Genomic DNA, 24,162 nt, shown 5'->3' with positions numbered 1-24,162 from the left:
TCAGGGGCGCGAGAGGCGTTTGAGCACCTCGCCGTGCAGCAGTCCGTTCGTGCAGACCATGCTGCCGGTGTCGAGGGGCATGGTGCCGTCGAGGGCGGTGCAGGTGCCGCCCGCCTCCTCGACGATCACGGTGAGCGCCGCCATGTCCCAGGGGGAGAGCTCGGGCTCGGCGGAGATGTCCACGGAGCCTTCCGCGACCATCATGTGCGACCAGAAGTCGCCGTAGCCGCGGCTGCGCCAGACCTGCCGGGTGAGATCGAGGAACCCGTCGAGCCGGTCGTCCTTCTCCCATTCCTCCAGGTCGGAGAAGGCGAAGGAGGCGTCGCCGAGGCGGCCGACCTCCGACACCCGGCAACGGGTCGCCTTGGTCAGGCTGCGCCCGGACCACGAGCCGCCGTCCTTGGCGGCCCACCAGCGCCGGCCGAGAGCCGGGGCCGAGACGACGCCGACGACGACCTTGCCCTCCTCCATCAGCGCGATGAGGGTGGCCCACACGGGGACGCCGCGGACGTAGTTCTTCGTGCCGTCGATGGGGTCGATGACCCACGAGCGCATGCCGTATCCGGTCCGGCCGAACTCCTCGCCCACGACCGCGTCGCGTGGCCTGGCCCGCCGCAGCGTGCCGCGGATGGCCTCCTCGACGGCCCTGTCGGCGTCGCTGACCGGGGTGAGGTCGGGCTTGGTGTCGACCTTCAGATCCACGGCCTTGAAGCGGCGCATCGTGATGTCATCGGCGGCGTCCGCCATCACATGCGCGAGTCGCAGGTCGTCGCTGTATCCCATCACAGGCCCCAAGTTATCGTGCCGGAGGCCGCTTACATCAGGCCCGGATCGCTCCAAAACATACTCATCGGTAACATCCGATCATGGACATCGCCGCATTCCTCCTCGACAGCGTTCCGTTCGCGCGCCTGCTCGGCATCACCTTCGACTCGGTCGGAACCGGCACCGCCGTGGCGCGCCTGCCCGACCGTGAGGACCTGCACAACCACGTGGGCGGCCCGCACGCCGGCGCCCTGTTCTCGCTCGCTGAGTCGGCGTCGGGGGCCGCCATGTTGTCGGCGTTCGGCGACCAGCTCTCCCGTGCCGTGCCGCTGGCCACGGTGGCCGCGGTCCGCTATCTCAAGCTGGCCAAGGGCGAGGTGACGGCGTCGGCGGCCCTACGGGCCGACCGCGAAGAGGTCGTCGCCCTGCTCGACGCGGGAGAGCGTCCGGAGTTCGACGTGACGGTCGACATCCATGACGCGGCGGGGACCCTCGTATCCGAGGTGACCGTCTCCTGGACGCTGCGCCCCAACCGCTGATCAGTCGTCGTCGGACCCCTCGCGGCTGGTCAGCAGACGCCTGAGCGACTCCAGCCGCGCGGGGTCGCAGTGGCCCTCCGCGACGAACCGATCCAGCGCGCAGTCGTCCCCGAGGTGGTTGCACCCCTTCGGGCAGTCGACCGCGGCCTCGTTCAGGTCGGGGAAGGCGGCCAGCACGGTCTCCACGGAGACATGGGCGAGACCGAAGCTGCGGACCCCGGGCGTGTCGATGATCCAGCCGCCTTCGGGCAGCTCCAGCGCGACCGCCGACGTGGAGGTGTGCCGTCCCCTGCCGGTCACCGCGTTGACGTGGGACACCGCGCGCCGCGCCTGCGGCACCAACGCGTTGACCAGCGTCGACTTCCCCACCCCCGAGTGCCCGACGAGCACGCTGATCCGGTCGGTCACCCGCTCGCGCAGCTCGTCGAGCGGGCTGCCCTTCTCGACCACCACGTACGGCACGCCGAGCGGCTCGTAGTGGGAGACCAGCTGGTCGGGCGGGGCGAGGTCGGACTTGGTGAGGCACAACAGCGGATCGATGTCCGCGTCGAAGGCGGCGACGAGCATCCGGTCGATCATCCGGGGGCGCGGCGGCGGGTCGGCCAGGGCCGTGACGATGACGAGCTGGTCGGCGTTGGCGACGATCGGCCGCTCGATGTCGTCGGTGTCGTCGGCGCTGCGCCGCAACATCGAGTCGCGCTCCTCCACGCGCACGATCCGCGCCAGCGTGTCGGGCCGGCCCGTCACGTCGCCCACGATCGCGACGCGGTCACCGACGACGATGCCCTTGCGGCCGAGTTCCCTGGCCTTCATCGCGACGACGAGGGTCCTTTCCGCCTTGCCCGCCCGGCGGGCCGCCCCCTTCGCGGGACGCGTGGCCCGTGCGTCGCCGTTGATCCGGGGGATGCCGGGCCCGACGAGGCAGGTGTAACGGCCGCGGTCGACGGCCACGACGAAACCCTCGACGGCCTGGTCATGGGCAGGGCGGACCCGCGTCCGGGGCCGGGATCCCTTGCCCGGTCTCACCCTGACGTCGTCCTCGTCGTACTGCCGTTTTCTCAGTGCCCGCGCCCCGATCGTCTCGCGCAGACGTGAGCATCGCTCACGGCGCCGCTCATCGGACGAGGTCCTCTCATCGCGGGCCGTCCAGCATGGCGGCCCACATGTCCGGGAACTCCGGAAGGGTCTTCCCCGTGGTCGCGATGTTCTCCACCTGGACGCCGGGCACGGCCAGCCCGATCACGGCGCCGGCCGTCGCCATCCGGTGGTCGTCGTAGGAGTGGAAGACCCCGCCGGACAGCGGCCTGGGGTGGATCTCCAGCCCGTCGTCGGTCTCGCGGGCGTCGCCCCCGAGGCGGTTGATCTCCGTGGCGAGCGCGGTGATGCGGTCGGTCTCGTGCCCGCGGATGTGGGCCACGCCGCTGATGCGGGACGGTCCGCCGGCGAGGGCGGCCAGCGCGGCGATGGTCGGCGTCAGCTCGCTCACGTCGTGCAGGTCGGCCTCGATGCCCCGCACCTGCCCGGAACCCGTCACCTGGAGGCCCTCGGGGACCCTGGTCACCGTCGCGCCCATCCGCTCGAGCAGGTGGCGGAGCTGGTCGCCGCCCTGCGTGGTCTCCTCCGGCCAGCCGGGGACGACGACCGTGCCGCCGGTGACGAGCGCCCCGGCGAGGAACGGCGCCGCGTTGGACAGGTCGGGCTCGACGTCGACGTCCCGCGCCCTGATCGGGCCCGGCTCCACCCGCCACACGTCGGCTCGGGAGTCGTCCACCTCCACACCGGCCTGCCGGAGCATGTGGACGGTCATCTCGATGTGGGGCATCGACGGGACCGGGGGCCCGCTGTGCCGTACGGTCACGCCCTTGTCGAAGCGGGCGCCCGCCAGGAGCAGGCCCGACACCATCTGGGAGGAGACCGAGGCGTCGAGGACCACCTCCCCGCCGGAGATCGGCCCGCGGACGGTGAACGGCAGGGCGTCGTTGTCGACGGACGCGCCCAGCGCGCGGAGGGCCCCCAGGATCGGGCCCATGGGCCGCTTGCGCGCGGCCGGGTCGCCGTCGAAGAGCACCGGGCCGTCGGCGAGCGCGGCCACCGCGGGCACGAACCGCATGACCGTCCCGGCCAGGCCCACGTCGATCGACACGCCGCCTCTGACCGGCCTCGGGGTGATCGCCCAGTCCACGCTCGAGGCGCTCTCCTCGGAGGAGGTCATCTCCGCGCCCAGCGACCGCAGGGCGGCCACCATCAGATCGGCGTCGCGGCTGCGCAGGGCCAGCCGTACGAGACTGGGGGCGTCGGCCAGCGCGGCGAGCAGCAACGCACGGTTGGTCACCGACTTGGACCCGGGCAGGCGGACGGTCGCGCTGACCGGCCCGGTCGCGACCGGGGCCGCCCAGAGCGCCTCAGGGCCCTTGGATGCGGAGTGCGGTGTGGCCATGCCAGAAGCCTATCGTCGCGCCCCCCTGAGCCCGTACGGCGCGCGCGTGCGGGAGAAATGGCAATCTGGAGGGCATGTGCGGGAGATACGCGTCGGCGCGCAAGAAGCATGACCTTCTCGAGGAGTTCGAGGTCGAGCTGGACGGCGCGCCCGACCAGGAGCTTGGGCCCGACTACAACGTGGCCCCCACCAAGGAGGTCTACGCGGTCATGAGCCGCGTCCCCAGAGTCGAGGGCGAGACGCTGTCGGGCCGGCCGGTGCGGCAGTTGCGCGTCGTCCGCTGGGGGCTGGTCCCGAGCTGGGCGAAGGACCCGTCGATCGGCTCGAGGATGATCAACGCGCGGATCGAGACCGTGGGAGACAAGCCCGCATTCCGCAAGGCGTTCGCGTCGAGACGGTGCCTCCTGCCCGCGGACGGCTATTTCGAGTGGATGCCGACGGAGGACAAGAAGAAGCAGCCCTATTTCATCCATCCCGCGGACGGCGGCGTGCTCGCGATGGCGGGGCTGTACGAGTTCTGGAAGGACCCGGGGCGGGCGGACGACGATCCGCTGAAATGGCTGTGCACGTGCACGGTGATCACCACGTCGGCCGAGGACGAACTGGGCCGCATCCACGACCGCATGCCGATGATGGTCGAGCGTGACCGCTGGGCGGAATGGCTCGACCCCCGGCTGCCGGACCCGGCGAAACTGCTGGTTCCCGCCAGTCCCGACAGGCTCGAGGCGTATCCGGTCTCCACCGATGTGAACAACGTGCGCAACAACGGCCCGGCGTTGGTCCAGCGGGCGGAGCCGATCGGCAAGGAATCGGGAAACGACGACGATGCCGGGGCGCTTTTCTAGAAATCCATTGGTGTAAGTCGGACGCCGAATGGGCATCCGGTAACGAAAGCGGTTCACCACGCCGTAATAAATGCCGACCTGTCGGGAGACCGGGGCTCCTCGGCGGGTGTTCCCCACGCTCCCGGAGGTGCGGATTCGTGGATGTCGCGACCGCGCGTATGCGCTTGGAAGTCATGCTCGAAGAGCTCGATCGTTCGATCAGGGTGTTGAAGGGCGACCCCGTGGCCGTGCCGGAACGATCGGCCGCCGACGCGGGGGCCGATCTCACCGACGCCGACCATACGAGAGCCATGCTGGACGTCGCGTCGCGGCAGCGCAAGGAGGTCCAGGACGCCCTGGTCCGGCTCGACCAGGGCGGTTACGGGCGGTGCGTGGACTGTGCCTCTCCCGTCCCCGAGGGCAGGCTGGAGGCGCGGCCTGAGGCGGCCCGCTGCGTCCAGTGCCAGTCGAAGCGGGAGCGCCGCCGCTAGCTCAGGGGCTGTTAGGCCATCGCCATTAGCTCACGGCCGCCGGCTCAGGGGTCGCGCCTGCCGGGAGCGGCTTGCGCGCGCTGGCCACCAGGTGGATGCCGACGGTGTCGTCGTCGTCCGGCTGGCTCGCGAGCTCGGTGCGGACCAGCCACGCGAGCGACCGGCCGCCCGAGCCGAGCACGCGGTCGACCATGGAGGGGGACAGGACCGTCCTCGGGCGGATCCACTCCACCTCGAGGCCGGCCCCGGTGACCAGTTCGCGGACCTGCGCGCTCGTGAAGCATCGGGTGATGCTCCCGTCGGGCCAGGGGATGAGCATGACCTCGCCGGTCTGGCACAGATGGGCCCAGTAGTTCTGCTCGGCGAGGATCGCCATGCCGAGCACGAGCGAGTCGACGCACAGCAGGACGCGGCCGCCGGGCTTCAGCACACGGGCCATGTCGTCGATCACCGACTCGGCCATGAGGTCGACCGACAACATGCGCTCCTCGGCGATCACCGCGTCGACGCAGCCGTCGGGGAGGAACGAGAGATCGTCGGCGCGGACCTTCTGGGTGAGGTCGGAGGCGTCTCTCAGCCACGGCTCGACCGGCCTGCGGAAGTCCATCACCTCGATGACCCGGTGGCCGGCGCGGGCGGCCTGGGCCGGCCAGCGGCCCCGGCCTCCGGAGAGGTCGACCAGCAGGGACGGTCTGCCGGGTAGCCACTGACGCAACTGCTCGGCGACGACCGCGTGATAAAAGGTCCAATACGGCCCGAGCGTGCCCGAGCCATTGAGTTCGTTGGCCGGAATAGGCAGCACGAGCAGCTCCTGGACGTCGAATTTCCGGGCTACCAGCCGGTACGTATGTATTTCCCCTTGCGGAGGCGTTCATCACCTCAAACCGCACCGGGAACAGACTCTACGCCCGACCTGTTACAGGTGGGCATGAACACGTTGGTGCTGCCGGAAGCCCCCGGCAGGGGCGCCGCTACCAGGCCGGTATTCTCGGCTGGGTACGGTGTTCTGAAGGGGGTGGGTCCGGTCTCCAAGACAGTTGAGGAGACTCTGGGGCAGCGCAGTGAGCGGTTCGAGCGCGACGTCATGCCGTATCTCGACCAGCTCTACTCCGCCGCGCTCCGGATGACCCGTAACCCAGCGGATGCGGAAGACCTCCTGCAGGAGACCTTCGCCAAGGCTTTCGCTTCCTTCCACCAGTTCCAAGAGGGCACGAACCTCAAGGCCTGGCTCTACCGCATCCTGACCAACACCTTCATCAACAGCTATCGCAAGAAGCAGCGCGAGCCCAAGCAGTCCGGCACCGAGGAGATCGAGGACTGGCAGCTCGCCCGGGCCGAGTCGCACACCTCCAGCGGGCTCAAGTCCGCCGAGATCGAGGCGCTCGAGCACCTGCCCGACAGCGACGTGAAGGACGCACTGGCGGCTCTTCCCGAGGAGTTCCGCATCGCGGTCTATCTGGCCGACGTCGAGGGCTTCCCGTACAAGGAGATCGCCGACATCATGGGCACGCCGATCGGCACCGTGATGTCCCGCCTGCATCGCGGCCGCCGCCAGCTGCGGACGCTGCTGCAGGACTACGCACGTGACCGCGGGCTCGCGCGGTCGGACTCCCGCAGCGGGGGCGACGACGACTCTGTTGGCCAGGAGGGGCGATGAGCTGCGGGAACCACCACGAGACCCCGTGTACTGACGTTCTCGACCGGATCTACAGCTACCTCGACGGAGAGCTGGACGAGCACGGTTGCGCCGACATCAGGCAGCACCTCGACGAGTGCCACTCGTGCCTCGAAGAGTACGGCCTGGAGAAGGTCGTCAAGCAGCTCGTCGCCAAGCACTGCGGCTGCGATCCCGTGCCCGACGACCTGCGGGCCAAGGTGATGGGGCGGATCGAACAGGTGCGCGCCCAGCTTCCCGATTAGGATCTCCCCCCGGAGATTCGGGAGGGCGGCGGCATGCGGGTACTGGTCACGGGCGGAGCCGGGTTCATCGGGTCCAATCTGGTCGATCGGCTGGTGCGGGACGGGCACGAGGTGACGGTGCTGGACGATCTGTCGTCCGGCGGCAACCGGAACCCCGAGGCGCGCCTGCACGTGATGGACGTGCGCGACCCCGCCATAGGTCCGGTGATCGAGGGCCTGCGGCCGGAGGTCGTCTGCCATCTGGCCGCGCAGATCAGCGTCAGGAGGAGCGTCGCCGACCCCGCCCTCGACGCCCGGCTGAACGTCGAGGGCACGGTCAACGTGCTCGAGGCGGCGCGGCGCGCGGGCACGCGCAAGGTCGTCTACGCCTCCTCGGTGGCCGTGTACGGCAGGCCCCGGGTCATCCCCGTCCCGGCGGACGCCGCCACCGATCCGCGTTCGCCGTACGCCGCGTCGAAACTCAGCGGCGAGATCTACCTGTCCGCCTACCGCGGGCTGCACGGCCTGGAGTACACCACGTTGGTGCTGTCCAACGTGTACGGCCCCCGCCAGTCGCCGGAAGGCGAGGCGGGCGTCGTCTCGATCTTCACGGACGCCCTGTTGTCGGGCAGGCGCACGGTCGTGTACGGCGACGGCTCCCAGACGCGCGACTACGTCTTCGTCGACGACGTGGTGGACGGCTTCGCCCGTGCGTGCGGGCCTGAGGGGAACGGCCGCCGGTTCAATCTCGGGACGGGCGTGCAGACGACCGACCGGCGCCTGCACACGCTCGTCGCCGCCGCGGCCGGCGCCCCCGACGAGCCCGCGTTCGAGCCGCCCCGGCTGGGCGATCTGCCTGCCATGGCCGTCGACCCGGCCCCCGCCTTCGAAGGGCTCGGATGGCGGCCGGCGCACGATCTCGCCGCCGGGCTCAAGGCGACCGTCGCCTGGGCCACGAGCACGTGATCGATGTGGGTTGATTCCCACGCGATAAATCCGGATAATTCAACACAGCGTGATGGCTTGATTACGTTTTGGCCGCGAAGCCCCGACATCCCCGATCGCCGGTGTCGCGTTCTGTAGCCTGAGTGGCGAATCGATGTGGAGGCGGCACCATGCTTGGGAAGACCATCGTCCGGCTATTGGCGGCAATGACGCTGCTGACCCCAGTGGTCGTGCTCGTCGGCACTATCGGCACCGTTGCGGGGACCCCGGGGATCTCCTGGACGTAGCTCCTGCCTGTGGATCCACTTCCTGCTCGTCTGATCCATAGGCTTCTCTCACCCGAGGTGGCGTCATGCGGGAACTACCGTGGCCTGCCAGGATCTATTTCGTCGCGATCATCGGGGCCGCGGTCTACCTGCTCGCGCACTGCATTCTCGCGCCTGAGTGGACGGCGGACATCCACTGGCCGACCCTCCTCGTGCTCGGGCTGCTGTTCCTGGTCTGCGAGTCCGTTCCGACGTTGCTCAACGTGCCGCAGGCCGCCGTCTCCGTCAGTTACTCCGCCGCCCTGGCGGCCGTGGTCCTCGTCGGGGCTGAAGGCGCGGCGCTCGTCGGCCTGATGGCCGTGCTGAGCGTGCGCCCCGGCCTCGCCGTCGTCAAGCGTCTGTTCAACGGCGCGCAATTCGTGATCTGCGGATACGCGGCCGGCCGGGCGTTCGAGCTCGCGGGCGGCGTGCCGGGCCTGCCGGAGATCACCGACTTCCCCGGCATCCTCGTCCCGTACGGCGCGGCCACCGCGGCCTTCGTCGCGATCAACGTCGCGCTGACCGCGATGATCCTGCTGCTGGTGGGGGGACTGGGCAGGCACCAGGTCGCGTTGCGCGGCATGGTCCAGTTCCTCGGGTCCTACGTGGGATACGCCACCTTCGGCCTGCTGATCGCCGGGCTGTGGGCCACGGTGGAGTCGATCTCGACCGTGCTCGTCCTGCTGCCCCTGTTCGTCGCCCGCTGGGCGCTCGGCCACTACCACGCCGAACAGCGCTCCTATGACGCGACGATCGCGGCCCTGTGCCAGGCGGTGGAGACCAAGGACTACTACACCCGGGGCCACTGCACCCGTGTCTCGGCCGCCTCCGGCATGATCGCCGAGGAGATCGGGATGGGGGCCGAGCGCCTTCAGGCCATCCGCTACGCCGGGATGTTGCACGACGTGGGCAAGCTGGGCGTGCCGACGAAGGTCCTGCAGAAGGACGGAGACCTCACCGAGGAGGAGTACGCCGCCATCCAGCTTCATCCCATGCGCGGCCTGGAGATCGTGCGTGGGATCGACTTCCTGGACGAGGCGTTCGCCGGAATCATGCACCATCACGAGCGGGTCGACGGGAAGGGCTACCCGATGGGCCTGGCCGGGGCGGAGATCCCGGAGTTCGCCCGGATCATCGCGGTGGCGGACGCGTTCGACTCGATGACCTCCGACCGGGCCTACCGCAAGGCGAAGCCGATCGACGTCGCGGTGGGTGAGCTGCTCAAGAACGCGGGCACGCAGTTCGACCCGATCATGGTCAGCACGTTCATCAAGGCGCTGAGCAGGGACGGCTGGCATCCGCCGCAGACCACGCCGGCCCCCTCCGACGACGTGGTCGAGACGACCGCCAAGGACCACGACGACCCGACGATGCCCATCCAGGTGGTGTCGGAGCGGTGAGCGAGCGGCGGATGGCGGCCACCCGGTCGCCGGGGCTCGACTCCGGCCAGCTCCTGCTCATCTGCGCGGCCGGCATGCTGACCGTCGCGGGCATCTCCCACACGGCCGCGGTCGGCCTGGTCGACTCGCAGGTGGCGATCGGATTCGGCGTGCTGATCGCCGCGGGAGAGCTCGCCCGGCTGACCATGCCGGGGAACCGCGAGGTGGCGCCGGTCTCGACGGCCGCCTCCCTCGGATACGCGCTCCTGCTCGACGTCGGCGGCCGCGAGGCGACCCAGTCGGCGCTGCAGGTCGTCGCGGTGATGTCGGTCGGCATGATCGCCGGCGCCCTGCCGCACATAGCCGTCGGCCGTCCTCCGCGTCTGGACGCGATGGCCAGGCGGCTGCTCGCCGGTTCCCTGCTGGCCTTCGCCTACCGCCCGGTCGCGCATCCGCTCTACGAGGTGGCCGCGGCGGGTGACTGGTGGCCTGCCCTCGGGGTGATGGCGCTGCTCATCGCCGTGATGCTCACGGCCGACGTGGTGATCGCCGCGATGCTCCGCTCCGAGCAGGTCAGGACCGCGTTCGGCGTGGCCGTACGGGACGAGATCAGGATGGCGGCGCCGCTGGGCGCCGCGGTGGCCGCCTCCGGGATGCTCCTCGCGCTCGCCTCCCACAGCATGGACCTGACCGCGCTGCCGGCCTTCGCGGCGCCGCTGCTGGTCACGCAGGTGGCCTTCCGCAAGTACGCCGGGATCAGGGCCACCTATCTGCAGACCGTCCGGGCGCTGAGCCGGGTCACCGAGGTGGGCGGCTACGTCGAACCCGGCCACTCCCGCCGGGTCAGCCAGCTGTCCATCGCCATCGGCAGGGAGCTCGGCATGCCCGAGCCGCAGCTGCTCGAGTTGGAGTACGCCGCTCTCATGCACGACATCGGCCAGCTCTCGCTGCGCGATCCGATTCCGGGCGGGGCCACCGTGCTGACCGATCCCGCGCAGGCCAGGCGCATCGCGGAGCTGGGCGCCGAGGTGATCAGGAAGACCGGCGTGCTGCACGGCGTCGCCGAGATCGTCCGGAGGCAGTGCGACCCGGTCGCCGAGTCGCCGCCCGCGGCCAGCCGGATCATCAAGGCGGCCAACGCGTACGACGACCTGGTGGGTGCGTCGACGGACAGGGACCGCGCGGCCGCCGCGCTGGAGCGGCTCCGGCTCGACGGCGGGACGGAGTACGATCCGATGGTCGTGGAGGCGATGGCCCGGGTGGTCGACCGGCTCACGATGACGCGCTTGTAGCAGACATATCACCGAAACGGGTTCTACGGGGTGCGCAGGCAGCGCTTTTTGTGGCGACCCTACAGATTCGCCTGTCGGGTTCCGTTGGAAACGGTCGGGGAGTCGACCTCGGGAATCGCCATAGGGTGGGCTGCGTGTTCGACTCAGTCCTCGTCGCCAACCGTGGCGAAATCGCGCGGCGGATCATCCGTACGGTGCAGCGGATGGGGCTGCGCGCGATCGCGGTCCACTCTGAGGCGGATGCCGACCTGCCCTTCGTCACCGAGGCGGACGACGCCGTCCTGCTCGGACCGGCGGCTCCCGCCCAGAGCTATCTCGACGTGGACAAGGTCATCGCCGCCGCCCGCGCCACCGGCGCGCAGGCGGTTCATCCGGGCTACGGCTTCCTGGCCGAGAACGCGTCCTTCGCCCGCGCGGTGACCGAGGCGGGGCTCGTCTGGATCGGGCCGGCGCCCGAGGCCATCGAGCGGATGGGTGACAAGATCAACGCCCGGAACATGATGGAGTCGGCCGGAGTCCCGGTCGCCGCCGGAACCCGTGAGCCTGTGGGGGCGCTCACGGAGGCCGTGCGGGCGGCCGAGCGGATCGGCTACCCGGTCATGGTGAAGACCGCGGGCGGCGGCGGTGGGATCGGCATGGGCGTCGCGCACGACGAGGAGTCGCTCGGCAAGGCCTTCGAGCAGGCCTCACGTGCGGCCGCCAGGTTCGGCGGGGCCCAGGACGGCACGAGCCGGGCGATCCTGCTGGAGCGTTACATCGAGCGCGCACGGCACGTGGAGATCCAGATCCTCGGCCTCGCCGACGGCACCGTGGTCGCGCTCGGAGAGCGGGACTGCTCGGTCCAGCGCCGCCACCAGAAGGTGGTCGAGGAGAGCCCGTCACCCGGCATCACCGCCGATCTGCGCGAGCGCATGCTGGCCGCGGCGGTGCGTGCGGGTGAGGCGGTCGGCTATCGCGGCGCGGGCACCGTCGAGTGCCTGGTGGACGCCGACGCGCAGGACTTCGTGTTCCTGGAGATGAACACCCGCCTCCAGGTCGAGCACCCGGTCACCGAACTGGTCACCGGCCTCGATCTGGTCGAGCACCAGATCCGGATCGCCGCCGGCGAGGTCTACGCCCTGGAGGCGCGTCCGGGTGGCCACGCGATCGAGTTCCGTGTGTACGCGGAGGACCCCAAGCGCTTCTTCCCCGGGCCGGGGAAGATCGATGTGTGGGAGGAACCCTCGGGTGAGGGCGTGCGGGTCGACTCCGGATACGTGGCGGGCAACACCGTCACCCCGTTCTACGATCCGCTGATGGCCAAGCTCTGCGTCCATGGCGCGACCCGCGACGAGGCCGTGGCCCGGGCCCGTACGGCCGTCGCCGCCTTCAAGGTCGAGGGGCCCAAGAACAATCTGCCATTCTGTGCCGAACTGCTGGACGACCCCGAGTTCGTGAGCGGGGACTACGACACCGGGCTGGTTTCCCGGATGAGGAAAGCCCGATAGTTGATCACGATGGAGGGGAGTTCCAGTGGCCGAGGTACGCGCCGAGATGGTGGCGAACGTCTGGAAGATCGTCGTCGCCGAGGGTGACACGGTCGAGGAGGGCGACACGCTCGTCATCCTGGAGTCGATGAAGATGGAGATCCCGGTCCTCGCCGAGGACTCCGGGGTCGTGGCCCAACTGAAGGTCGCCGAGGGCGACGTCATCCAGGAGGGTCACCTGATCGCCGTCATCGAGTGACGGCGGGCTCACAGGCGCGAAAGGAACCTCTCGCGGTCCACGACCACACGCTCGATGGTGCCGGTGCCCACGAGGACGCCCCTCTTGTCGACGGCCATGATCGAGAAGACCAGCCTCCTGCCGTCCACCTCGGTCAACTCGGCCGCGATCTCCACGTGCATCCCGACCGGGCTCGGTGCGATGTGCTCCAGATGGACCTTGGTGCCGACCGAGGTCTGGCCGGGTGCGAGATAGTGCTGGACCGCCTTCACCGTGGCGCCCTCGGCGAACGAGAGCAGCCGCGGCGTGCCCAGGACCGGCACGTCACCGCTGCCCACCCGGATCGCGGTGTCTTCCCGCTCCACCATGATGAGGACCTCGGAGCGCAGGCCAGGAGCCAGTGTCATACGTGCCAGCCTATTAGGGGCCGATTAAGGTGATGACCGTGGACCCCTTCTGCGATCACTGCGGCCGGCCGGCCGCCGAGGGTGATCACGCCGCATGCCTGGCCGCCCGGGCGATGGAGCCGCCGCGCTACTGCCCCCGGTGCCGCCGTCGCATGGTGGTGCAGGTCACTCCCCGGAGCTGGTCGGCACGCTGCTCCGAGCACGGCAGTGCGGCGGAGTGAGCCGCCGCACCGCGTCGGCGAGCCCACGGCCCTGACAGGGGGCCGGGGCTCGCGTGGTCACACCCCGGTGGTGTTCCGGGGATAGGCGACCTCCGGGTCGGTGGCGATGTTCACCAGGTACGGCACGCCGGAGTCGAACGCACGCTGCAGCGCGGGCGCGATCTCCGCCGGGGACGTCACCAGTTCGCCGGCGCCGCCGAGGGCGGTGACCACCTGGTCGTACCGGGTCTGGGGCTGAAGCTCGGCCGCCACGTCATAGCCGTACAACATCTGCATGGGGTGCTTCTCCAGGCCCCACATGCCGTTGTTGCCGCAGATCATGACGACGGGCAGCTTGTGCCGTACCAGCGTGTCGACGTCCATGAGCGAGAACCCGGCCGCGCCGTCCCCGAGGAGCAGGACGACCTGTGAGGAGGGCCGCGCGACGCGGGCCGCGATGGAGTACCCGAGCCCGGTCCCGAGGCAGCCGTACGGACCCGGGTCGAGCCAGTTGCCGGGCTTGCGGGGCTCGACGTACTTGCCCGCGTAGGACACGAAGTCGCCGCCGTCGCCGATCACCACGGCATCGTCGGCCAGGAGTCGGCCGAGTTCGCCGTAGATGCGCATGGGGTGGATCGGGTCGGAGTCCGACTCCAGCAAGGGGAGGTCCGCCGCGATCGCGGCCGTGGCCGTCTCGGCCAGCTTGGCCAGCCAGGGGGCGTAGGCCCTGGGGTTCACACTCGCCGTCCCGCACGCCTTGGAGAGGCTCCAGAAGAGCACCGACAGGTCGCCCGCCGCCGACCCGGACAGGCCGGTGTGCGTGGCGATCTGGGAGGGCGCGTCGCCGATGTGGACGACCTTGGCGAGCGGAGCACCGTTCTTGCCGCCGAACCAGCCGTAGCCGAGGCGGAAGTCGAGCGGGGTGCCGACGGCGATCACGAGGTCCGCCTGCCCGAAGGCGGTTCCGCGTGCCCGCGTGACGAGCAACTCGTGGCCGGCCGGGAGGATGCCGCGGCCCTGGCCGTTCGGGATGACGGGGAGGCGGAACTCCTCGGCGAAGTCGCGCGCGGCCTCCTCCGCCCGTTCCATCCACACGTCCGAGCCCAGCACGAGCACCGGGCGCTCGGCCTCGGCGATCAGCCGTGCGATCTGGGCGAGGGCCTCCTCGTCCGGTTCGAGCGGCGACGGGCTCAGCGTCTCGGTGGCGTGCTCGGCCGAGGGGGAGAAAAGGTCGTCCATGTGGAAGTCCAGGAAGACCGGCCCGCGGTGGGGGGCGACGGCCGTGCGGAAGGCCATCTCGACGTCCTGCCCGATGGAGTCCGCACCCGACCCGGTGAAGGCGAGCTTGGTGATGGGTTCCAGCAGCGGCGGATGGTCCATCTCCTGCAGCGCTCCCGATCCCCACCGGGATCGCGGAGCCCGGCCCCCGAGCACGACCACGGGCGACCCGTTGAAGTGGGCCGTGGCTATCCCGGAGACGCCGTTGGTGATGCCCGGGCCGGCGGTGAGCACCGCCAGGCCCGGCTTTCTCGTCAGGCGCGCGGTCGCCTCGGCGGCGAAGACCGCACTCTGCTCATGGCGGACGTCGAGAATGCGCATGTCTTCGTGCACGGCCCCGTCGTAGAGGGGGAAGACATGGCCGCCGGACAGCGTGAACATGGTCTCGACGCCGTAGGCCTGTGAAACGGCGACCGCGATGTCGCCTGCGTGCTTGGGGGACTCCATGCGGTGAACCTACCAGTCAGTCACTTAGCCGGTCTGGGCTCTTGGTCTGGCAGAACTTCCCCGAATCGGCGCGTTGACACCCCGTCCTCTACAAGGTGTCGGACAGCGCCCTGATCGGCATCTTCAGGTCGGCCAGCAGCCCGAGGTCCTGCTCGGGTGAGCGCCCGAGCGTGGTCAGATAGTTCCCCACGATGATCGCGTTGATGCCACCGAGCATGCCGTCGCGCGTGCCGAGGTCGCCGAGCGTGAGCTCGCGTCCTCCCGCGTAGCGCAGGATCGTGCGCGGCAGCGCGAGGCGGAACGTGGCGATCGTCTTGAGCGCCTCGGCGCCCTCCACGAGCGGGTAGTCGGAGAACGGCGTGCCGGGGCGCGGGTTGAGGAAGTTGAGCGGCACCTCGTCGGGCGCCAGTTCGCCGAGCTGCGCGGCGAACTCGGCCCGCTGCTCCAGCGTCTCGCCCATGCCGACGATGCCGCCGCAGCACAGCTCCATGCCGGCCTCGCGGACCATCAGGCAGGTGTCCCAGCGCTCCTCCCAGGAGTGGGTCGTGACCACGTGGGAGAAGTGGGAGCGCGCGGTCTCCAGGTTGTGGTTGTAGCGGTGGACCCCCATCTCGGCGAGCTCGTCGACCTGGGCCTGGGTGAGCATGCCCAACGAGCAGGCGACGTTGATGTCCACGGCCTCGCGTATGGCCTTCACGCCTTCGCGTACCTGGTCCATGAGCCGCCGGTCCGGGCCGCGCACGGCCGCGACGATGCAGAACTCCGTCGCTCCGGTTTGCGCGGTCTCGACCGCCGCCTGGACCAGCGAGGGGATGTCCAGCCAGGCGGCTCTGACGGGGGAGGAGAACTGGCCCGACTGCGAGCAGAAGTGGCAGTCCTCCGGACAGCCGCCGGTCTTGAGGGAGATGATCCCCTCGACCTCGACCTCCGGGCCGCACCACTTCATCCGCACCTCATGGGCCAGGGCGAGCAACTCGGGCAGGCGCTCGTCGGGCAACGTCAGGCAGGCCAGGGCCTGTGCCGCGTCGAGTCCCTTGCCCTGCTCCAGCACCTGGACGCGGGCGATCTCCACGATGTCGGTTTCCAACAGGCTCCGTTCCGCTTCAGGCGACTGCGGGGTTTCGGTCACAACGAAAGCTTAAAGGTCGAGCGGAATCCGGAGGGATCGAACACACCCCCAAGGGTGGAGGCGAGGCCTGCGCGGGCCACACGGGCGAAGTCCGCCCTGGTCAGCGCGCCGGAGCCCTCCGGCAGGGCGCCGGCGAGCGGGCGTGCCGCGAGCATCTCCAGGTCGGCCACGTTGCACCTCTCGGCCAGGCCGGGCTCTACGGGCCACGAGCCGATCACCACTCCGGCCAGGTCGAGGCCGCGGCCCGCCATGGCCTCCAGCGTGAGCGCGGTGTGGTTGAGTGTGCCCAGCCCGGCCCGCGCCACCACCACGACCGGCGCGCGGAGCTCCCTGGCCAGGTCCGCCAGAGTCCCGCCGTCCTCGTCGAAGCGGACGAGCAGGCCCCCGGCGCCTTCCACGATCACGAGCCGGTGCGACTCGGCGAGCTCACGGACGCGTGAGGCGGCCGCGGACGGCGACATCGGCGGCAGGCCCGCCACCCGTGCCGCGGCCGCGGGGGAGAGCGGATCGGGGAACCGGGCGAACTCGAACGTCGTCGTGACCCCCGACAGCCGGATCACCTCGTCGAGGTCGCCCGGCTCACCCGCCACGACACCGGTCTGCGCGGGCTTCACGACCGCGACGGCTGCGCCTCTGTCCCGGGCCAGCGCGGCGATGGCGGCCGTCACGACCGTTTTGCCGACTCCTGTGTCCGTGCCGGTGACAACGAGAATGCTCATCACCGCAGCGTAGGACCTACGGCCTCCTGAGGCGCGTCACGAACTTGTAGCGGTCGCCGCGATAGAGCGACTGGGCGAACTCGACCGGGTTCCCGTCGGCGTCGAAGGCGTGCCGGGTCAGCATGAGCATGGGCAGGCCGACGTCCACGCCGAGGATCTGCGCGTCGTACGGCGTGGCCAGCACGGTCTCGATGACCTCCTCGGCGTCGGTGAGCCGCACGTTGTAGGCGGTGTGCAGCGTCTCGTAGAGCGAGGAGTGGCCTTCCAGCTCGCGCCTGAGGCGGGGGAAGCGCCGCGCCGACAAGTGGGTGGTGTCGATCGACATCGGCTCGCCGTTGGCCAGGCGCAGGCGGTGGACCCGCAACACGCGGCCGCCCGGGTTGATCGCGAGCCGCCGCCCGAGGGCCTCGTCGGCCGTGACGTAGCTGATGTCGAGGATCTTGGTGTCGGGCTCGAGGCCGACCGTCCGCAGATCGCCGGTGTACGACGTGAGCTGGAGGACCTGGGCGACCTTGGGCTGGGCCACGAACGTGCCCTTGCCCTGGATCCTCAGCAGCCGGCCCTCGACCACGAGCTCGGACAGAGCCTGGCGGACCGTCGTCCTCGACGTCTCGAAACGTACGGCGAGGGTCCGCTCCGGAGGCAGGGCGCTGCCCGGAGGCAGGCTCTTGGTGAGCTCCAGCAGGTTCCGCTTGACGTCGTAGTACTTGGGAACCCTGGGAGAGTCGTCGCTGTGCTCCGTCACGTGTCCACCTTCAGCTCGGCCACAGCGGTGAGCGCGCCCCTGACCGCCGCGAGATCATCGGACCTCAGATCGGCCCGGGCGGTCAACCTGAGGCTGGACCGGCCACGGGGCACTGATGGTGGACGGAAGCATCCCACGCGTATGCCGCGTTCCGCACACAGGTTCGCCGCCGCCAGCGCGAGTTGCGGCGGGCCGAGCACCACGGGCACCACGGCCGCGGCCGGTTCGCTGGTCTCCAGACCCGCCTCACGGGCCATGCCGGCAAGGGCGCGGGCTCTCGAAAGGGCCTGTCGGGGCAGGTCGGGCGACTCTTCCAGGATGTCGAGCGCGGCCAGCGCCGCACCCGCGCAGCCGGGAGCGAGGCCGGTGTCGAAGATGAACGAGCGGCCCGTGTCGATGAGCGTCTCGATCACCTCGGGGGCCCCCAGCACGGCGCCGCCCTGGGATCCCAGCGACTTGGAGAGGGTGACGGTTCTCACAATATGAGAATCCCCCGAAAGGCCCGCTTCGTGAACCGCCCCCCTGCCCCGATCGCCGACGACGCCCAGCGCGTGTGCCTCGTCCACGACGAGGAGTGCGCCGTGCCGTACGGCCACCGCGTGCAGTTGGTGGAGCGGCGCGAGGTCGCCGTCGACGGAGAACACGGCGTCGGTCACGACGATCGCGTGCTCCTCGGAGCGCTCGGCCAGGACCTTGGCGACGGCGTCGACGTCGCCGTGCGGGGTCACGGCCACCCGTGACCGGGACAGGCGGCAGGCGTCGACGATCGAGGCGTGGTTGCCGGAGTCGGAGACCACCAGGCCCCCGCGTGCCAGCGTGGTGACCGCTCCCAGGTTGGCGAGATATCCGGAGGAGAACACGAGGGCCCGGTCGGCTCCCGTGAACGCGGCCAGCCGCTCCTCCAGATCGGCGTGGAGCCGGGTGGTTCCCGTCACCAGCCGCGAGCCGGTCGAGCCCGTTCCCCACTCGCGGGTCGCCCGGACGGCCGCCTCCACCAGGCGCTCGTCCCTGGAAAGGCCCAGATAGTCGTTGGAGGCCAGGTCGAGCAGGCCGTCATGGTCGGGGGTCCGCGGGCGCAGGACCCGCCGCAGGCCCGCGGCCTCCCGCTCGGCGGCGGCTGTGCGCAATCTGTCGAGCGGTCGCGTCATGGAGTGCATACTGCCAGGTGGCAGAGGTCGATTCGCTTTCGGACGGCATCACGTCGCATCATGCACACGTGCCGACTCTCAGTGACCTGGTGTGCCGTCACACCGCGCTCGAACCAGCCGACCTCGACTGGATCCACTCGTTGGTCTCCGACTGGCAGCTGCTCGCCGACCTGTCCTTCGCCGACCTGATCCTGTGGATCCCGCACAAGGACGGCTCCGGCTGGGTGGCGGTGGCGCAGATGCGGCCGACCACGGGGCCCACCGTCTACCACGACGACGTCGTGGGGGCGATCTCCGGCAAGGGGGAGCGGCCGCTGATCGACATCGCGTGGTCCGAGCACCGGATCTGCCGTGAGGGCGATCCCGACTGGTCCAGCGGCGTACCGGTCCGGGAGGAGACCATCCCGGTACGGCGGGGCCGCGGCGGCCACTTCATCGGCGTCATCCAGCGCTCCACGAACCTGTCGTCGGCCCGCACGCCGTCCCGGCTGGAGCTGACGTACCTCCAGAGCGCCTCGGACCTCGCCCAGATGGTGGCGGAGGGCCGGTTCCCCTTCACGGAGGAGGAGCCCATCCTGGTCCGCTCGCCCCGCGTGGGTGACGGCCTGCTGCGCCTCGACCGGGCGGGGCGGGTGACCTACGCCTCCCCGAACGCGTTGTCGGCCTACCGCCGCCTCGGCCTGCACGCCGACCTCGTCGGCGCCGACCTCGGGAAGACGACCGCCGACCTGTGCTACTCGGATGAGCCGATCAACGAGGACCTGATGCTCGTCGCCAGCGGCAAGGAGCCCAGGGAGACCGAGGTGGAACACGGCGGAACGGTGGTCCAGTTGCGGGCGATCCCACTGATCGTCGGCGGGGGACGGATCGGCGCCCTCGTGCTCATCCGTGACGTGACCGAGTTGCGCCGCCGGGAGCGGGAGTTGCTGACCAAGGACGCCACGATCCGCGAGATCCATCACCGGGTCAAGAACAATCTGCAGACGGTCGCGGCGTTGTTGCGGCTCCAGGCGCGCCGGCTCAACAATCCCGAGGGTCAGGAGGCCCTCAATGAGGCGGTCAGGCGGGTCGGCTCGATCGCGATCGTCCACGAGATCCTCGCGCAGATGCCCGAGGAGATGGTGGAGTTCGACGACATCGCGGACCGCGTCATCACCATGACGGCGGAGGTGTCACTGGCCCACGTGCTGCCCCAGCGGACCGGGAGCTTCGGCGTGCTGCCCGCCGCTGTGGCCACCCCGATCGCGATGGTCCTCACGGAGTTGTTGCAGAATGCCGTTGAGCACGGTTTCTCGCACAAGTCGGGAAATGTGCAGGTGATCGTGCGTCGGGATCCCGACCGGCTGGAGGTGGTGGTGGCGGACGACGGTAAGGGCCTGCCGCCGGATTTCGACCTCGAGGCGACCGGCAGCCTGGGGCTGCAGATCGTGCGCACGCTGGTCGTCGGCGAGCTGTCGGGCCGCCTGGCCGTCGAGCGAAGGAAAGGCGGGGGAACCGAGGTCATCCTCAGCATCCCGGTGCAGCCCGAAATCAGGAGTGAGGCTGGAAATCCTCGGTGATCAGGTGGTCGTCAGACGCCGGCGCGGGCACGAGCGCGAGCGGTACGGCGCTTCAGGGCGCGTCGCTCGTCCTCGCTGAGCCCGCCCCAGACGCCCGCGTCCTGGCCGGACTCCAGAGCCCACTTGAGGCATGACTCGGTGACCGAGCACTGCCGGCACACCTGCTTGGCCTCTTCGATCTGCATCAGCGCGGGACCCGTGTTCCCGATGGGGAAGAACAGCTCCGGATCCACGTCACGGCAGGCAGCGCGGTGGCGCCAGTCCATGCGTCCCACTCCTTCGTCAAGTAGAGCCTCGTGCTCCACTGGCCGTCGAAACTTTGTGAACACTTTCACTAGCTAATGCGTGGACTTGCCCGGCGCTGCGGTTCGGGCCGGGCTTGTCCACGCGATCGTCGGAGTCCTTCAGGAAGCTGTGGCTTCCGTAAAGGTCCTACGTTCCGACGTCGTACTTCAGCTTTTCAGCCGCGACTAGACCACACAAGAGGTTTGGGACAAGGTTTTGCCCGGCATGGCTGTCGGATACGTCACACTATGACTACTTGTAACAAGCTAGGCCAGGACTTGTAATGCGTCCGGGATAGACCTGAATTCCACCCATTCGTGTTCTCCCAGGTAGTCGCCGTCGAGCTGGAAGGCGACGGGGCGGCCCGCCACCAATGTGAACTCCTGTTCGTCATGAACTTGAACAAGGTGTTTACCCTTCGGCAATCCCGAGTGCTCTCCGATGATCTGCCGGACGAAGGCGAGGAACGAGGGCAGGCCCAGCTTCCGCAGCCCGAGCACATCGAGCCCCGTCTCGAAGCCCGCCCACGGCGTCGGGGTGATCGGACGAGATCCGGCGTAGGTCCAGGGCGAGACGTTGGACACGATCGCCATGAAGAGCCCCGGCGTCTCAGGCCGGCGCGGCCGTACGAGCCGCAGGGCGGGGTGGCGGCGGTCGGTCACGAAGAAGTGCCGCACCGCGGTGTTCACGTAGAGGGTCGGCCGTGCCCGGTAGCCCGCACTGCGCAGGCCTTCCACCGCTCTGACGACCTCCGCGTCGTACCCGAGCCCGGCACAGAAGGTGAAATATCGTGAATTACGGTGATCGGCCGTCGCCGTAGGGCCGGGGTCCTGGCCCGCGGCCTCGTCGTGCCAGATCGCCTGGCCGAGCCCGATGGTCCTGCTGCGCCCGTCACGGAGCGCCTCGAGCACGGCGCCGGTCGCCTCGACCGGGTCGTTGGGCAGCCCGAGCGCCCGAGCGAAGACGTTGGCGCTGCCGCCGGGGATGACGATGAGGCTGGGCCGCCGGCTCGCGTCCTCGCCGGGCTGCCCCTCGAGCAGTCCGTTGACGGTCTCGTTGATCGTGCCGTCGCCCCCGAGGACGGCGACCGCGTCGAATCCCTTGGCGTACGCCGTCCCCGCGAGCCCCGCCGCGTGGCCCCGGTAGGCGGTCTCCTCGACGGAAAGGTCCACGGCTGCTCCGAGCGCCTGGATCAGCACGTCCCGGGTGCGCTGGTTCGTGGAGGTCGCCTTCGGGTTGATGACGAGAAGAGCCCGCATGCCTGAAGGTTAGACGACGCTTTGCCGCCGCCGCCGGGGACTTCCCGCACGCACGTGACGATGCCGCCCCGATCGGGCCGAAGGGCCGTACAGGTAGGGTTGGGCACTGTGATCAGCCAAACCGCCGGTCGTCCCTCGACCCTCGCCGTCGCGGCGGCCGTACTGGCCGCCGAGGGCGTGTTCGCCCTGGTCCTCGGAGGCTATGTCGCCGTCGAGACCCTGGTCGGCCGGCCCGCTGATCTGACCAGTGCCCTGGTCGTCGCGGCGTTCGGCGTGCTGCTCGGTCTCGCCCTGCTCTGGGTGGCCTGGGGCGTGTGGCAGGCGCTGCGCTGGAGCAGGGGACCGGGCGTGGTCACTCAGATCTTCATCGTGCCGGTGGCGATCTCCCTGATCGGCGCCGGCCAGTACGTCTACGGTGTGCCGCTCGTCGCCTTGGCGGCGGTCGCGTTGGTCGCCCTGCTGGCCCCGCCGTCCACGCACGCACTGATGGGCGAGGACGGCTCCCCGGAGGACTCCCCGGGGCCGCGGGGTTGATCCCGCGGCCCTAGTCTTCGGCGGTCAGGCCCTCGCGCAGCTGGGCCAGGGTCCTGGCCAGCAGGCGGGAGACGTGCATCTGCGAGATGCCCAGCTCGGTGGCGATCTGCGACTGGGTCATGTTCCCGAAGAAGCGCAGCAACAGGATGCGCTTCTCCCGCGGAGGGAGGCGCTCCAGCAGCGGCTTCAGCGACTCGCGATACTCGACGCCCTCAAGGGACTCGTCGACGATGCCCAGCGAGTCCGACACGGCGGGCGCATCGTCGTCACCCGAGTCGGGGGCGTCGAGGGAGACCGTCGAGTAGGCGTTCGCCGACTCCAGGCCCTCCAGCACCTCCTCCTCGGTCATCTGCAGGTGCGCGGCGAGCTCGGCGACCGTGGGCGCGCGGCTCTCCCGCTGCGACAGCTCGCTTATCGCCTTCGTCAGCGACAGCTTGAGCTCCTGCAGGCGGCGCGGCACCCGGACGGCCCAGCCCTTGTCCCGGAAGTGACGCTTGATCTCACCGACGATGGTCGGCGTCGCGTAGGTGGAGAACTCGACGCCACGGCCCAGGTCGAACCGGTCGATCGACTTGATGAGACCGATCGTGGCGACCTGTGTGAGGTCGTCGAGCCACTCACCGCGGTTGCGGAAGCGCCGAGCGAGGTACTCCACCAGCGGCAGGTGCAGCTCGACGAGCTCGTCGCGGATGCGCTGCCGCCGCGGGTCGTCTGCCGGCAACTCCGACAGCTCACCGAAGAGCGTGCGAGCCCGCACGCGGTCGGGAACCGCCGAGTCGCCAGAGGCCATGGCACGGGTCCTTTCGGTCACGCCGGCCTCGCCGCGCCTCGCCGCTTGCGCAGCACGATCGCCATGTGATCGGGATGATCGGAGATGGCGTCCACATCATCGGCCAGGGCGGTGAGCACCATCCAGGCGAAGTCGTCTCGCTTGGGGCTGCTGACGCCGACCGTGCTGACCTCCACGCGGACCGTCATCTCCTGTCCCGTGAGCTCGAACTCGGCCTGGAGATCGGTGCCGGGCACCGCATGCCGCAGGAGCATGGCGCATGCCTCATCGACCGCGATGCGCAGATCCTCGATCTGGTCCAGGGTGAAGTCGAGCCGCGCCGCGAGCCCGGCCGTGGCCGTGCGCAGCACAGACAGATAGGCGCTTACGGCGGGCAGTCGGACGCTCACAGCGTCCCGGATCCCGGTCACATCCACCGCAGGCGTCTCGGTTTCCTCGGTCACGTTCCTCCTCGCCCATTCGAGCCGGCGCAGTGCCGTTGTCTGCAACTTACCGCCACTCACTCCATGTTGCTCCGCTCGGACGCGCCGATTGTGGTGATCTTGGGGGTAACTCCTCGTAAATTCCCTGAGGTTTCTCTGCTCGTGACCGGCACCTCACCTGGGCCCGGAAAACGATCAGGCCCCGCGCGGTCCGGAGACCGTGCGGGGCCTGGTGATCGCCTTGACTCAGGCGGCCGCCTTCGTCTCCCAGAAGATCTTGGCGATTTCGTCGATCTTCGCGAGAAGCTCGTCGCCCTGGGCGGGGTCGACCGTGCCCTTGCCGCCGGCTGCGCCGGCGAGCTTGGTCGCGTCCCAGAACAACTGGTGGAGCTGCGGGTACTGCTCCAGGTGCGGGGGCTTGAAGTAGTCGGTCCACAGCACCCACAGGTGATGCTTCACCAGTTCGGCGCGCTGTTCCTTGATGATGAGGGCGCGGGTCCTGAAGACCGGGTCGTCGCTGTCGGCGTACTTCTTCATGATCGCCTTGACGGACTCGGCCTCAATGCGAGCCTGGGCCGGGTCGTAGACCCCGCACGGCAGGTCGCAGTGGGCGGACGCCTCGTGCTTGGGCCGCAGCAATCGTGCGAGCATCTGAATCCT

At 69.8% G+C, this 24,162-nt stretch carries 28 protein-coding genes; 13 read left to right on the top strand and 15 right to left on the bottom strand.

Features of this window, described 5'->3' with window-relative positions:
* Positions 1–783, bottom strand: coding sequence for a histidinol-phosphatase (gene hisN, locus Pmi06nite_RS39460; RefSeq protein ID WP_373317363.1), 783 nt, complete (start codon positions 781–783; stop codon positions 1–3).
* 83 nt (positions 784–866) lie between these two features.
* Here hisN and Pmi06nite_RS39455 point away from each other — a divergent pair, with 83 nt between their 5' ends.
* Complete coding sequence (locus tag Pmi06nite_RS39455) at positions 867–1,304, top strand: DUF4442 domain-containing protein (RefSeq protein WP_203958358.1); 438 nt, start codon at positions 867–869, stop codon at positions 1,302–1,304.
* Here the strand turns inward: Pmi06nite_RS39455 and rsgA are convergent, their stop codons facing one another.
* Positions 1,305–2,330 (bottom strand): ribosome small subunit-dependent GTPase A, encoded by a 1,026-nt coding sequence (rsgA, locus tag Pmi06nite_RS39450; RefSeq protein ID WP_239114516.1) that lies wholly within the window; start codon positions 2,328–2,330, stop codon positions 1,305–1,307.
* A 106-nt stretch (positions 2,331–2,436) separates the two neighbouring features.
* A complete protein-coding gene (aroA, locus tag Pmi06nite_RS39445; protein ID WP_203958357.1) occupies positions 2,437–3,741 on the bottom strand; it encodes a 3-phosphoshikimate 1-carboxyvinyltransferase in 1,305 nt (434 codons plus the stop codon).
* Positions 3,742–3,815: 74 nt separating this feature from the next.
* Between aroA and Pmi06nite_RS39440 the strand changes: the two genes are divergently transcribed.
* On the top strand, positions 3,816–4,586 hold the full coding sequence (locus Pmi06nite_RS39440) for an SOS response-associated peptidase (RefSeq protein ID WP_203958356.1): 771 nt from the start codon (positions 3,816–3,818) through the stop codon (positions 4,584–4,586).
* Between the two features lie 137 nt (positions 4,587–4,723).
* A complete protein-coding gene (locus Pmi06nite_RS39435) occupies positions 4,724–5,056 on the top strand; it encodes a TraR/DksA family transcriptional regulator (RefSeq protein WP_203958355.1) in 333 nt (110 codons plus the stop codon).
* A 25-nt stretch (positions 5,057–5,081) separates the two neighbouring features.
* Here Pmi06nite_RS39435 and Pmi06nite_RS39430 read toward each other — a convergent pair whose 3' ends face one another.
* Positions 5,082–5,858, bottom strand: a complete 777-nt coding sequence (locus Pmi06nite_RS39430) for a class I SAM-dependent methyltransferase (RefSeq protein WP_203958354.1) — start codon at positions 5,856–5,858, stop codon at positions 5,082–5,084.
* Between the two features lie 126 nt (positions 5,859–5,984).
* Between Pmi06nite_RS39430 and Pmi06nite_RS39425 the strand changes: the two genes are divergently transcribed.
* From Pmi06nite_RS39425 to Pmi06nite_RS39395, 7 genes are all read left to right on the top strand, one after another.
* Positions 5,985–6,713, top strand: a complete 729-nt coding sequence (locus tag Pmi06nite_RS39425; protein WP_373317361.1) for a sigma-70 family RNA polymerase sigma factor — start codon at positions 5,985–5,987, stop codon at positions 6,711–6,713.
* The gene (gene rsrA, locus Pmi06nite_RS39420) at positions 6,710–6,976 is read left to right on the top strand and encodes a mycothiol system anti-sigma-R factor (protein WP_203958353.1); all 267 of its coding nucleotides are present in this window, start codon (positions 6,710–6,712) and stop codon (positions 6,974–6,976) included. Before Pmi06nite_RS39425 ends, rsrA begins: the two co-directional genes overlap by 4 nt.
* Positions 6,977–7,009: 33 nt before the next feature.
* Positions 7,010–7,921, top strand: coding sequence for an NAD-dependent epimerase/dehydratase family protein (locus tag Pmi06nite_RS39415; protein ID WP_203958352.1), 912 nt, complete (start codon positions 7,010–7,012; stop codon positions 7,919–7,921).
* A 331-nt stretch (positions 7,922–8,252) separates the two neighbouring features.
* Positions 8,253–9,605, top strand: coding sequence for an HD-GYP domain-containing protein (locus tag Pmi06nite_RS39410; RefSeq protein WP_203958351.1), 1,353 nt, complete (start codon positions 8,253–8,255; stop codon positions 9,603–9,605).
* Between the two features lie 11 nt (positions 9,606–9,616).
* A complete protein-coding gene (locus Pmi06nite_RS39405) occupies positions 9,617–10,876 on the top strand; it encodes an HD-GYP domain-containing protein (protein ID WP_203958372.1) in 1,260 nt (419 codons plus the stop codon).
* Between the two features lie 134 nt (positions 10,877–11,010).
* The gene (locus Pmi06nite_RS39400) at positions 11,011–12,363 is read left to right on the top strand and encodes an acetyl-CoA carboxylase biotin carboxylase subunit (RefSeq protein ID WP_203958350.1); all 1,353 of its coding nucleotides are present in this window, start codon (positions 11,011–11,013) and stop codon (positions 12,361–12,363) included.
* Positions 12,364–12,388: 25 nt separating this feature from the next.
* Positions 12,389–12,601: a biotin/lipoyl-binding carrier protein gene (locus Pmi06nite_RS39395; RefSeq protein WP_203958349.1), complete on the top strand. Its 213-nt coding sequence runs from the start codon at positions 12,389–12,391 to the stop codon at positions 12,599–12,601.
* A gap of 8 nt (positions 12,602–12,609) precedes the next feature.
* Here the strand turns inward: Pmi06nite_RS39395 and Pmi06nite_RS39390 are convergent, their stop codons facing one another.
* Positions 12,610–12,987: a thioesterase family protein gene (locus Pmi06nite_RS39390; RefSeq protein ID WP_239114515.1), complete on the bottom strand. Its 378-nt coding sequence runs from the start codon at positions 12,985–12,987 to the stop codon at positions 12,610–12,612.
* A 38-nt stretch (positions 12,988–13,025) separates the two neighbouring features.
* Here Pmi06nite_RS39390 and bsaP point away from each other — a divergent pair, with 38 nt between their 5' ends.
* Positions 13,026–13,208, top strand: a complete 183-nt coding sequence (gene bsaP / locus Pmi06nite_RS39385) for a biotin synthase auxiliary protein BsaP (RefSeq protein WP_373317360.1) — start codon at positions 13,026–13,028, stop codon at positions 13,206–13,208.
* Between the two features lie 57 nt (positions 13,209–13,265).
* Here bsaP and Pmi06nite_RS39380 read toward each other — a convergent pair whose 3' ends face one another.
* The 5 genes from Pmi06nite_RS39380 to Pmi06nite_RS39360 form a co-directional block, all read right to left on the bottom strand.
* On the bottom strand, positions 13,266–14,912 hold the full coding sequence (locus tag Pmi06nite_RS39380) for an acetolactate synthase (RefSeq protein ID WP_203958347.1): 1,647 nt from the start codon (positions 14,910–14,912) through the stop codon (positions 13,266–13,268).
* Between the two features lie 88 nt (positions 14,913–15,000).
* Positions 15,001–16,041, bottom strand: a complete 1,041-nt coding sequence (bioB, locus tag Pmi06nite_RS39375) for a biotin synthase BioB (protein ID WP_239114514.1) — start codon at positions 16,039–16,041, stop codon at positions 15,001–15,003.
* Entirely contained in the window at positions 16,038–16,760 is a 723-nt protein-coding gene (gene bioD / locus Pmi06nite_RS39370) for a dethiobiotin synthase (protein ID WP_203958346.1), read from the bottom strand. Before bioD ends, bioB begins: the two co-directional genes overlap by 4 nt.
* Before the next feature lie 16 nt (positions 16,761–16,776).
* Positions 16,777–17,505 (bottom strand): GntR family transcriptional regulator, encoded by a 729-nt coding sequence (locus Pmi06nite_RS39365; RefSeq protein WP_203958345.1) that lies wholly within the window; start codon positions 17,503–17,505, stop codon positions 16,777–16,779.
* Positions 17,502–18,653 (bottom strand): 8-amino-7-oxononanoate synthase, encoded by a 1,152-nt coding sequence (locus Pmi06nite_RS39360; protein WP_203958344.1) that lies wholly within the window; start codon positions 18,651–18,653, stop codon positions 17,502–17,504. The genes Pmi06nite_RS39365 and Pmi06nite_RS39360 overlap by 4 nt, the downstream gene beginning before the upstream one ends.
* A 68-nt stretch (positions 18,654–18,721) precedes the next feature.
* Between Pmi06nite_RS39360 and Pmi06nite_RS39355 the strand changes: the two genes are divergently transcribed.
* Positions 18,722–20,212, top strand: a complete 1,491-nt coding sequence (locus Pmi06nite_RS39355) for a PAS domain-containing sensor histidine kinase (RefSeq protein ID WP_203958343.1) — start codon at positions 18,722–18,724, stop codon at positions 20,210–20,212.
* A gap of 11 nt (positions 20,213–20,223) precedes the next feature.
* Here the strand turns inward: Pmi06nite_RS39355 and Pmi06nite_RS39350 are convergent, their stop codons facing one another.
* Positions 20,224–20,478, bottom strand: coding sequence for a WhiB family transcriptional regulator (locus tag Pmi06nite_RS39350; protein ID WP_203887961.1), 255 nt, complete (start codon positions 20,476–20,478; stop codon positions 20,224–20,226).
* 285 nt (positions 20,479–20,763) lie between these two features.
* Positions 20,764–21,756 (bottom strand): diacylglycerol/lipid kinase family protein, encoded by a 993-nt coding sequence (locus tag Pmi06nite_RS39345; protein WP_203958342.1) that lies wholly within the window; start codon positions 21,754–21,756, stop codon positions 20,764–20,766.
* 108 nt (positions 21,757–21,864) lie between these two features.
* On the opposite strand from Pmi06nite_RS39345, the gene Pmi06nite_RS39340 reads away from it, so the two are divergent.
* The gene (locus tag Pmi06nite_RS39340) at positions 21,865–22,290 is read left to right on the top strand and encodes a hypothetical protein (RefSeq protein WP_239114513.1); all 426 of its coding nucleotides are present in this window, start codon (positions 21,865–21,867) and stop codon (positions 22,288–22,290) included.
* A 10-nt stretch (positions 22,291–22,300) separates the two neighbouring features.
* On the opposite strand, the gene Pmi06nite_RS39335 is transcribed toward Pmi06nite_RS39340, so the two are convergent.
* The 3 genes from Pmi06nite_RS39335 to sodN form a co-directional block, all read right to left on the bottom strand.
* A complete protein-coding gene (locus Pmi06nite_RS39335; protein ID WP_203949026.1) occupies positions 22,301–23,080 on the bottom strand; it encodes an RNA polymerase sigma factor SigF in 780 nt (259 codons plus the stop codon).
* A 17-nt stretch (positions 23,081–23,097) separates the two neighbouring features.
* The gene (locus tag Pmi06nite_RS39330) at positions 23,098–23,523 is read right to left on the bottom strand and encodes an ATP-binding protein (RefSeq protein WP_203958341.1); all 426 of its coding nucleotides are present in this window, start codon (positions 23,521–23,523) and stop codon (positions 23,098–23,100) included.
* A 225-nt stretch (positions 23,524–23,748) separates the two neighbouring features.
* Complete coding sequence (sodN, locus tag Pmi06nite_RS39325) at positions 23,749–24,153, bottom strand: superoxide dismutase, Ni (protein WP_203958340.1); 405 nt, start codon at positions 24,151–24,153, stop codon at positions 23,749–23,751.
* Between the last annotated feature and the right edge of the window lie 9 nt (positions 24,154–24,162).

Origin of the sequence: Planotetraspora mira, from assembly GCF_016863275.1 — a bacterium.
Classification (GTDB): domain Bacteria; phylum Actinomycetota; class Actinomycetes; order Streptosporangiales; family Streptosporangiaceae; genus Planotetraspora; species Planotetraspora mira.
The sequence above is the reverse complement of the archived record's forward strand: the minus strand, read 5'-3'. Positions and strand labels throughout refer to the sequence as shown.

What these genes read in the sequence shown, in the direction of transcription:
- hisN (WP_373317363.1), bottom strand. Translation starts at nt 783, where the DNA reads ATGGGATACAGCGACGACCTGCGACTCGCGCATGTGATGGCGGACGCC.
- Pmi06nite_RS39440 (WP_203958356.1), top strand. Translation starts at nt 3,816, where the DNA reads ATGTGCGGGAGATACGCGTCGGCGCGCAAGAAGCATGACCTTCTCGAG.
- Pmi06nite_RS39425 (WP_373317361.1), top strand. Translation starts at nt 5,985, where the DNA reads ATGAACACGTTGGTGCTGCCGGAAGCCCCCGGCAGGGGCGCCGCTACC.
- Pmi06nite_RS39380 (WP_203958347.1), bottom strand. Translation starts at nt 14,912, where the DNA reads ATGGAGTCCCCCAAGCACGCAGGCGACATCGCGGTCGCCGTTTCACAG.
- Pmi06nite_RS39360 (WP_203958344.1), bottom strand. Translation starts at nt 18,653, where the DNA reads ATGACGCGACCGCTCGACAGATTGCGCACAGCCGCCGCCGAGCGGGAG.
- Pmi06nite_RS39350 (WP_203887961.1), bottom strand. Translation starts at nt 20,478, where the DNA reads ATGGACTGGCGCCACCGCGCTGCCTGCCGTGACGTGGATCCGGAGCTG.
- Pmi06nite_RS39405 (WP_203958372.1), top strand. Translation starts at nt 9,617, where the DNA reads ATGGCGGCCACCCGGTCGCCGGGGCTCGACTCCGGCCAGCTCCTGCTC.
- Pmi06nite_RS39335 (WP_203949026.1), bottom strand. Translation starts at nt 23,080, where the DNA reads ATGGCCTCTGGCGACTCGGCGGTTCCCGACCGCGTGCGGGCTCGCACG.
- sodN (WP_203958340.1), bottom strand. Translation starts at nt 24,153, where the DNA reads ATGCTCGCACGATTGCTGCGGCCCAAGCACGAGGCGTCCGCCCACTGC.
- rsrA (WP_203958353.1), top strand. Translation starts at nt 6,710, where the DNA reads ATGAGCTGCGGGAACCACCACGAGACCCCGTGTACTGACGTTCTCGAC.
- Pmi06nite_RS39390 (WP_239114515.1), bottom strand. Translation starts at nt 12,987, where the DNA reads ATGACACTGGCTCCTGGCCTGCGCTCCGAGGTCCTCATCATGGTGGAG.
- Pmi06nite_RS39345 (WP_203958342.1), bottom strand. Translation starts at nt 21,756, where the DNA reads ATGCGGGCTCTTCTCGTCATCAACCCGAAGGCGACCTCCACGAACCAG.
- Pmi06nite_RS39455 (WP_203958358.1), top strand. Translation starts at nt 867, where the DNA reads ATGGACATCGCCGCATTCCTCCTCGACAGCGTTCCGTTCGCGCGCCTG.
- bioD (WP_203958346.1), bottom strand. Translation starts at nt 16,760, where the DNA reads ATGAGCATTCTCGTTGTCACCGGCACGGACACAGGAGTCGGCAAAACG.
- Pmi06nite_RS39410 (WP_203958351.1), top strand. Translation starts at nt 8,253, where the DNA reads ATGCGGGAACTACCGTGGCCTGCCAGGATCTATTTCGTCGCGATCATC.
- aroA (WP_203958357.1), bottom strand. Translation starts at nt 3,741, where the DNA reads ATGGCCACACCGCACTCCGCATCCAAGGGCCCTGAGGCGCTCTGGGCG.
- Pmi06nite_RS39415 (WP_203958352.1), top strand. Translation starts at nt 7,010, where the DNA reads ATGCGGGTACTGGTCACGGGCGGAGCCGGGTTCATCGGGTCCAATCTG.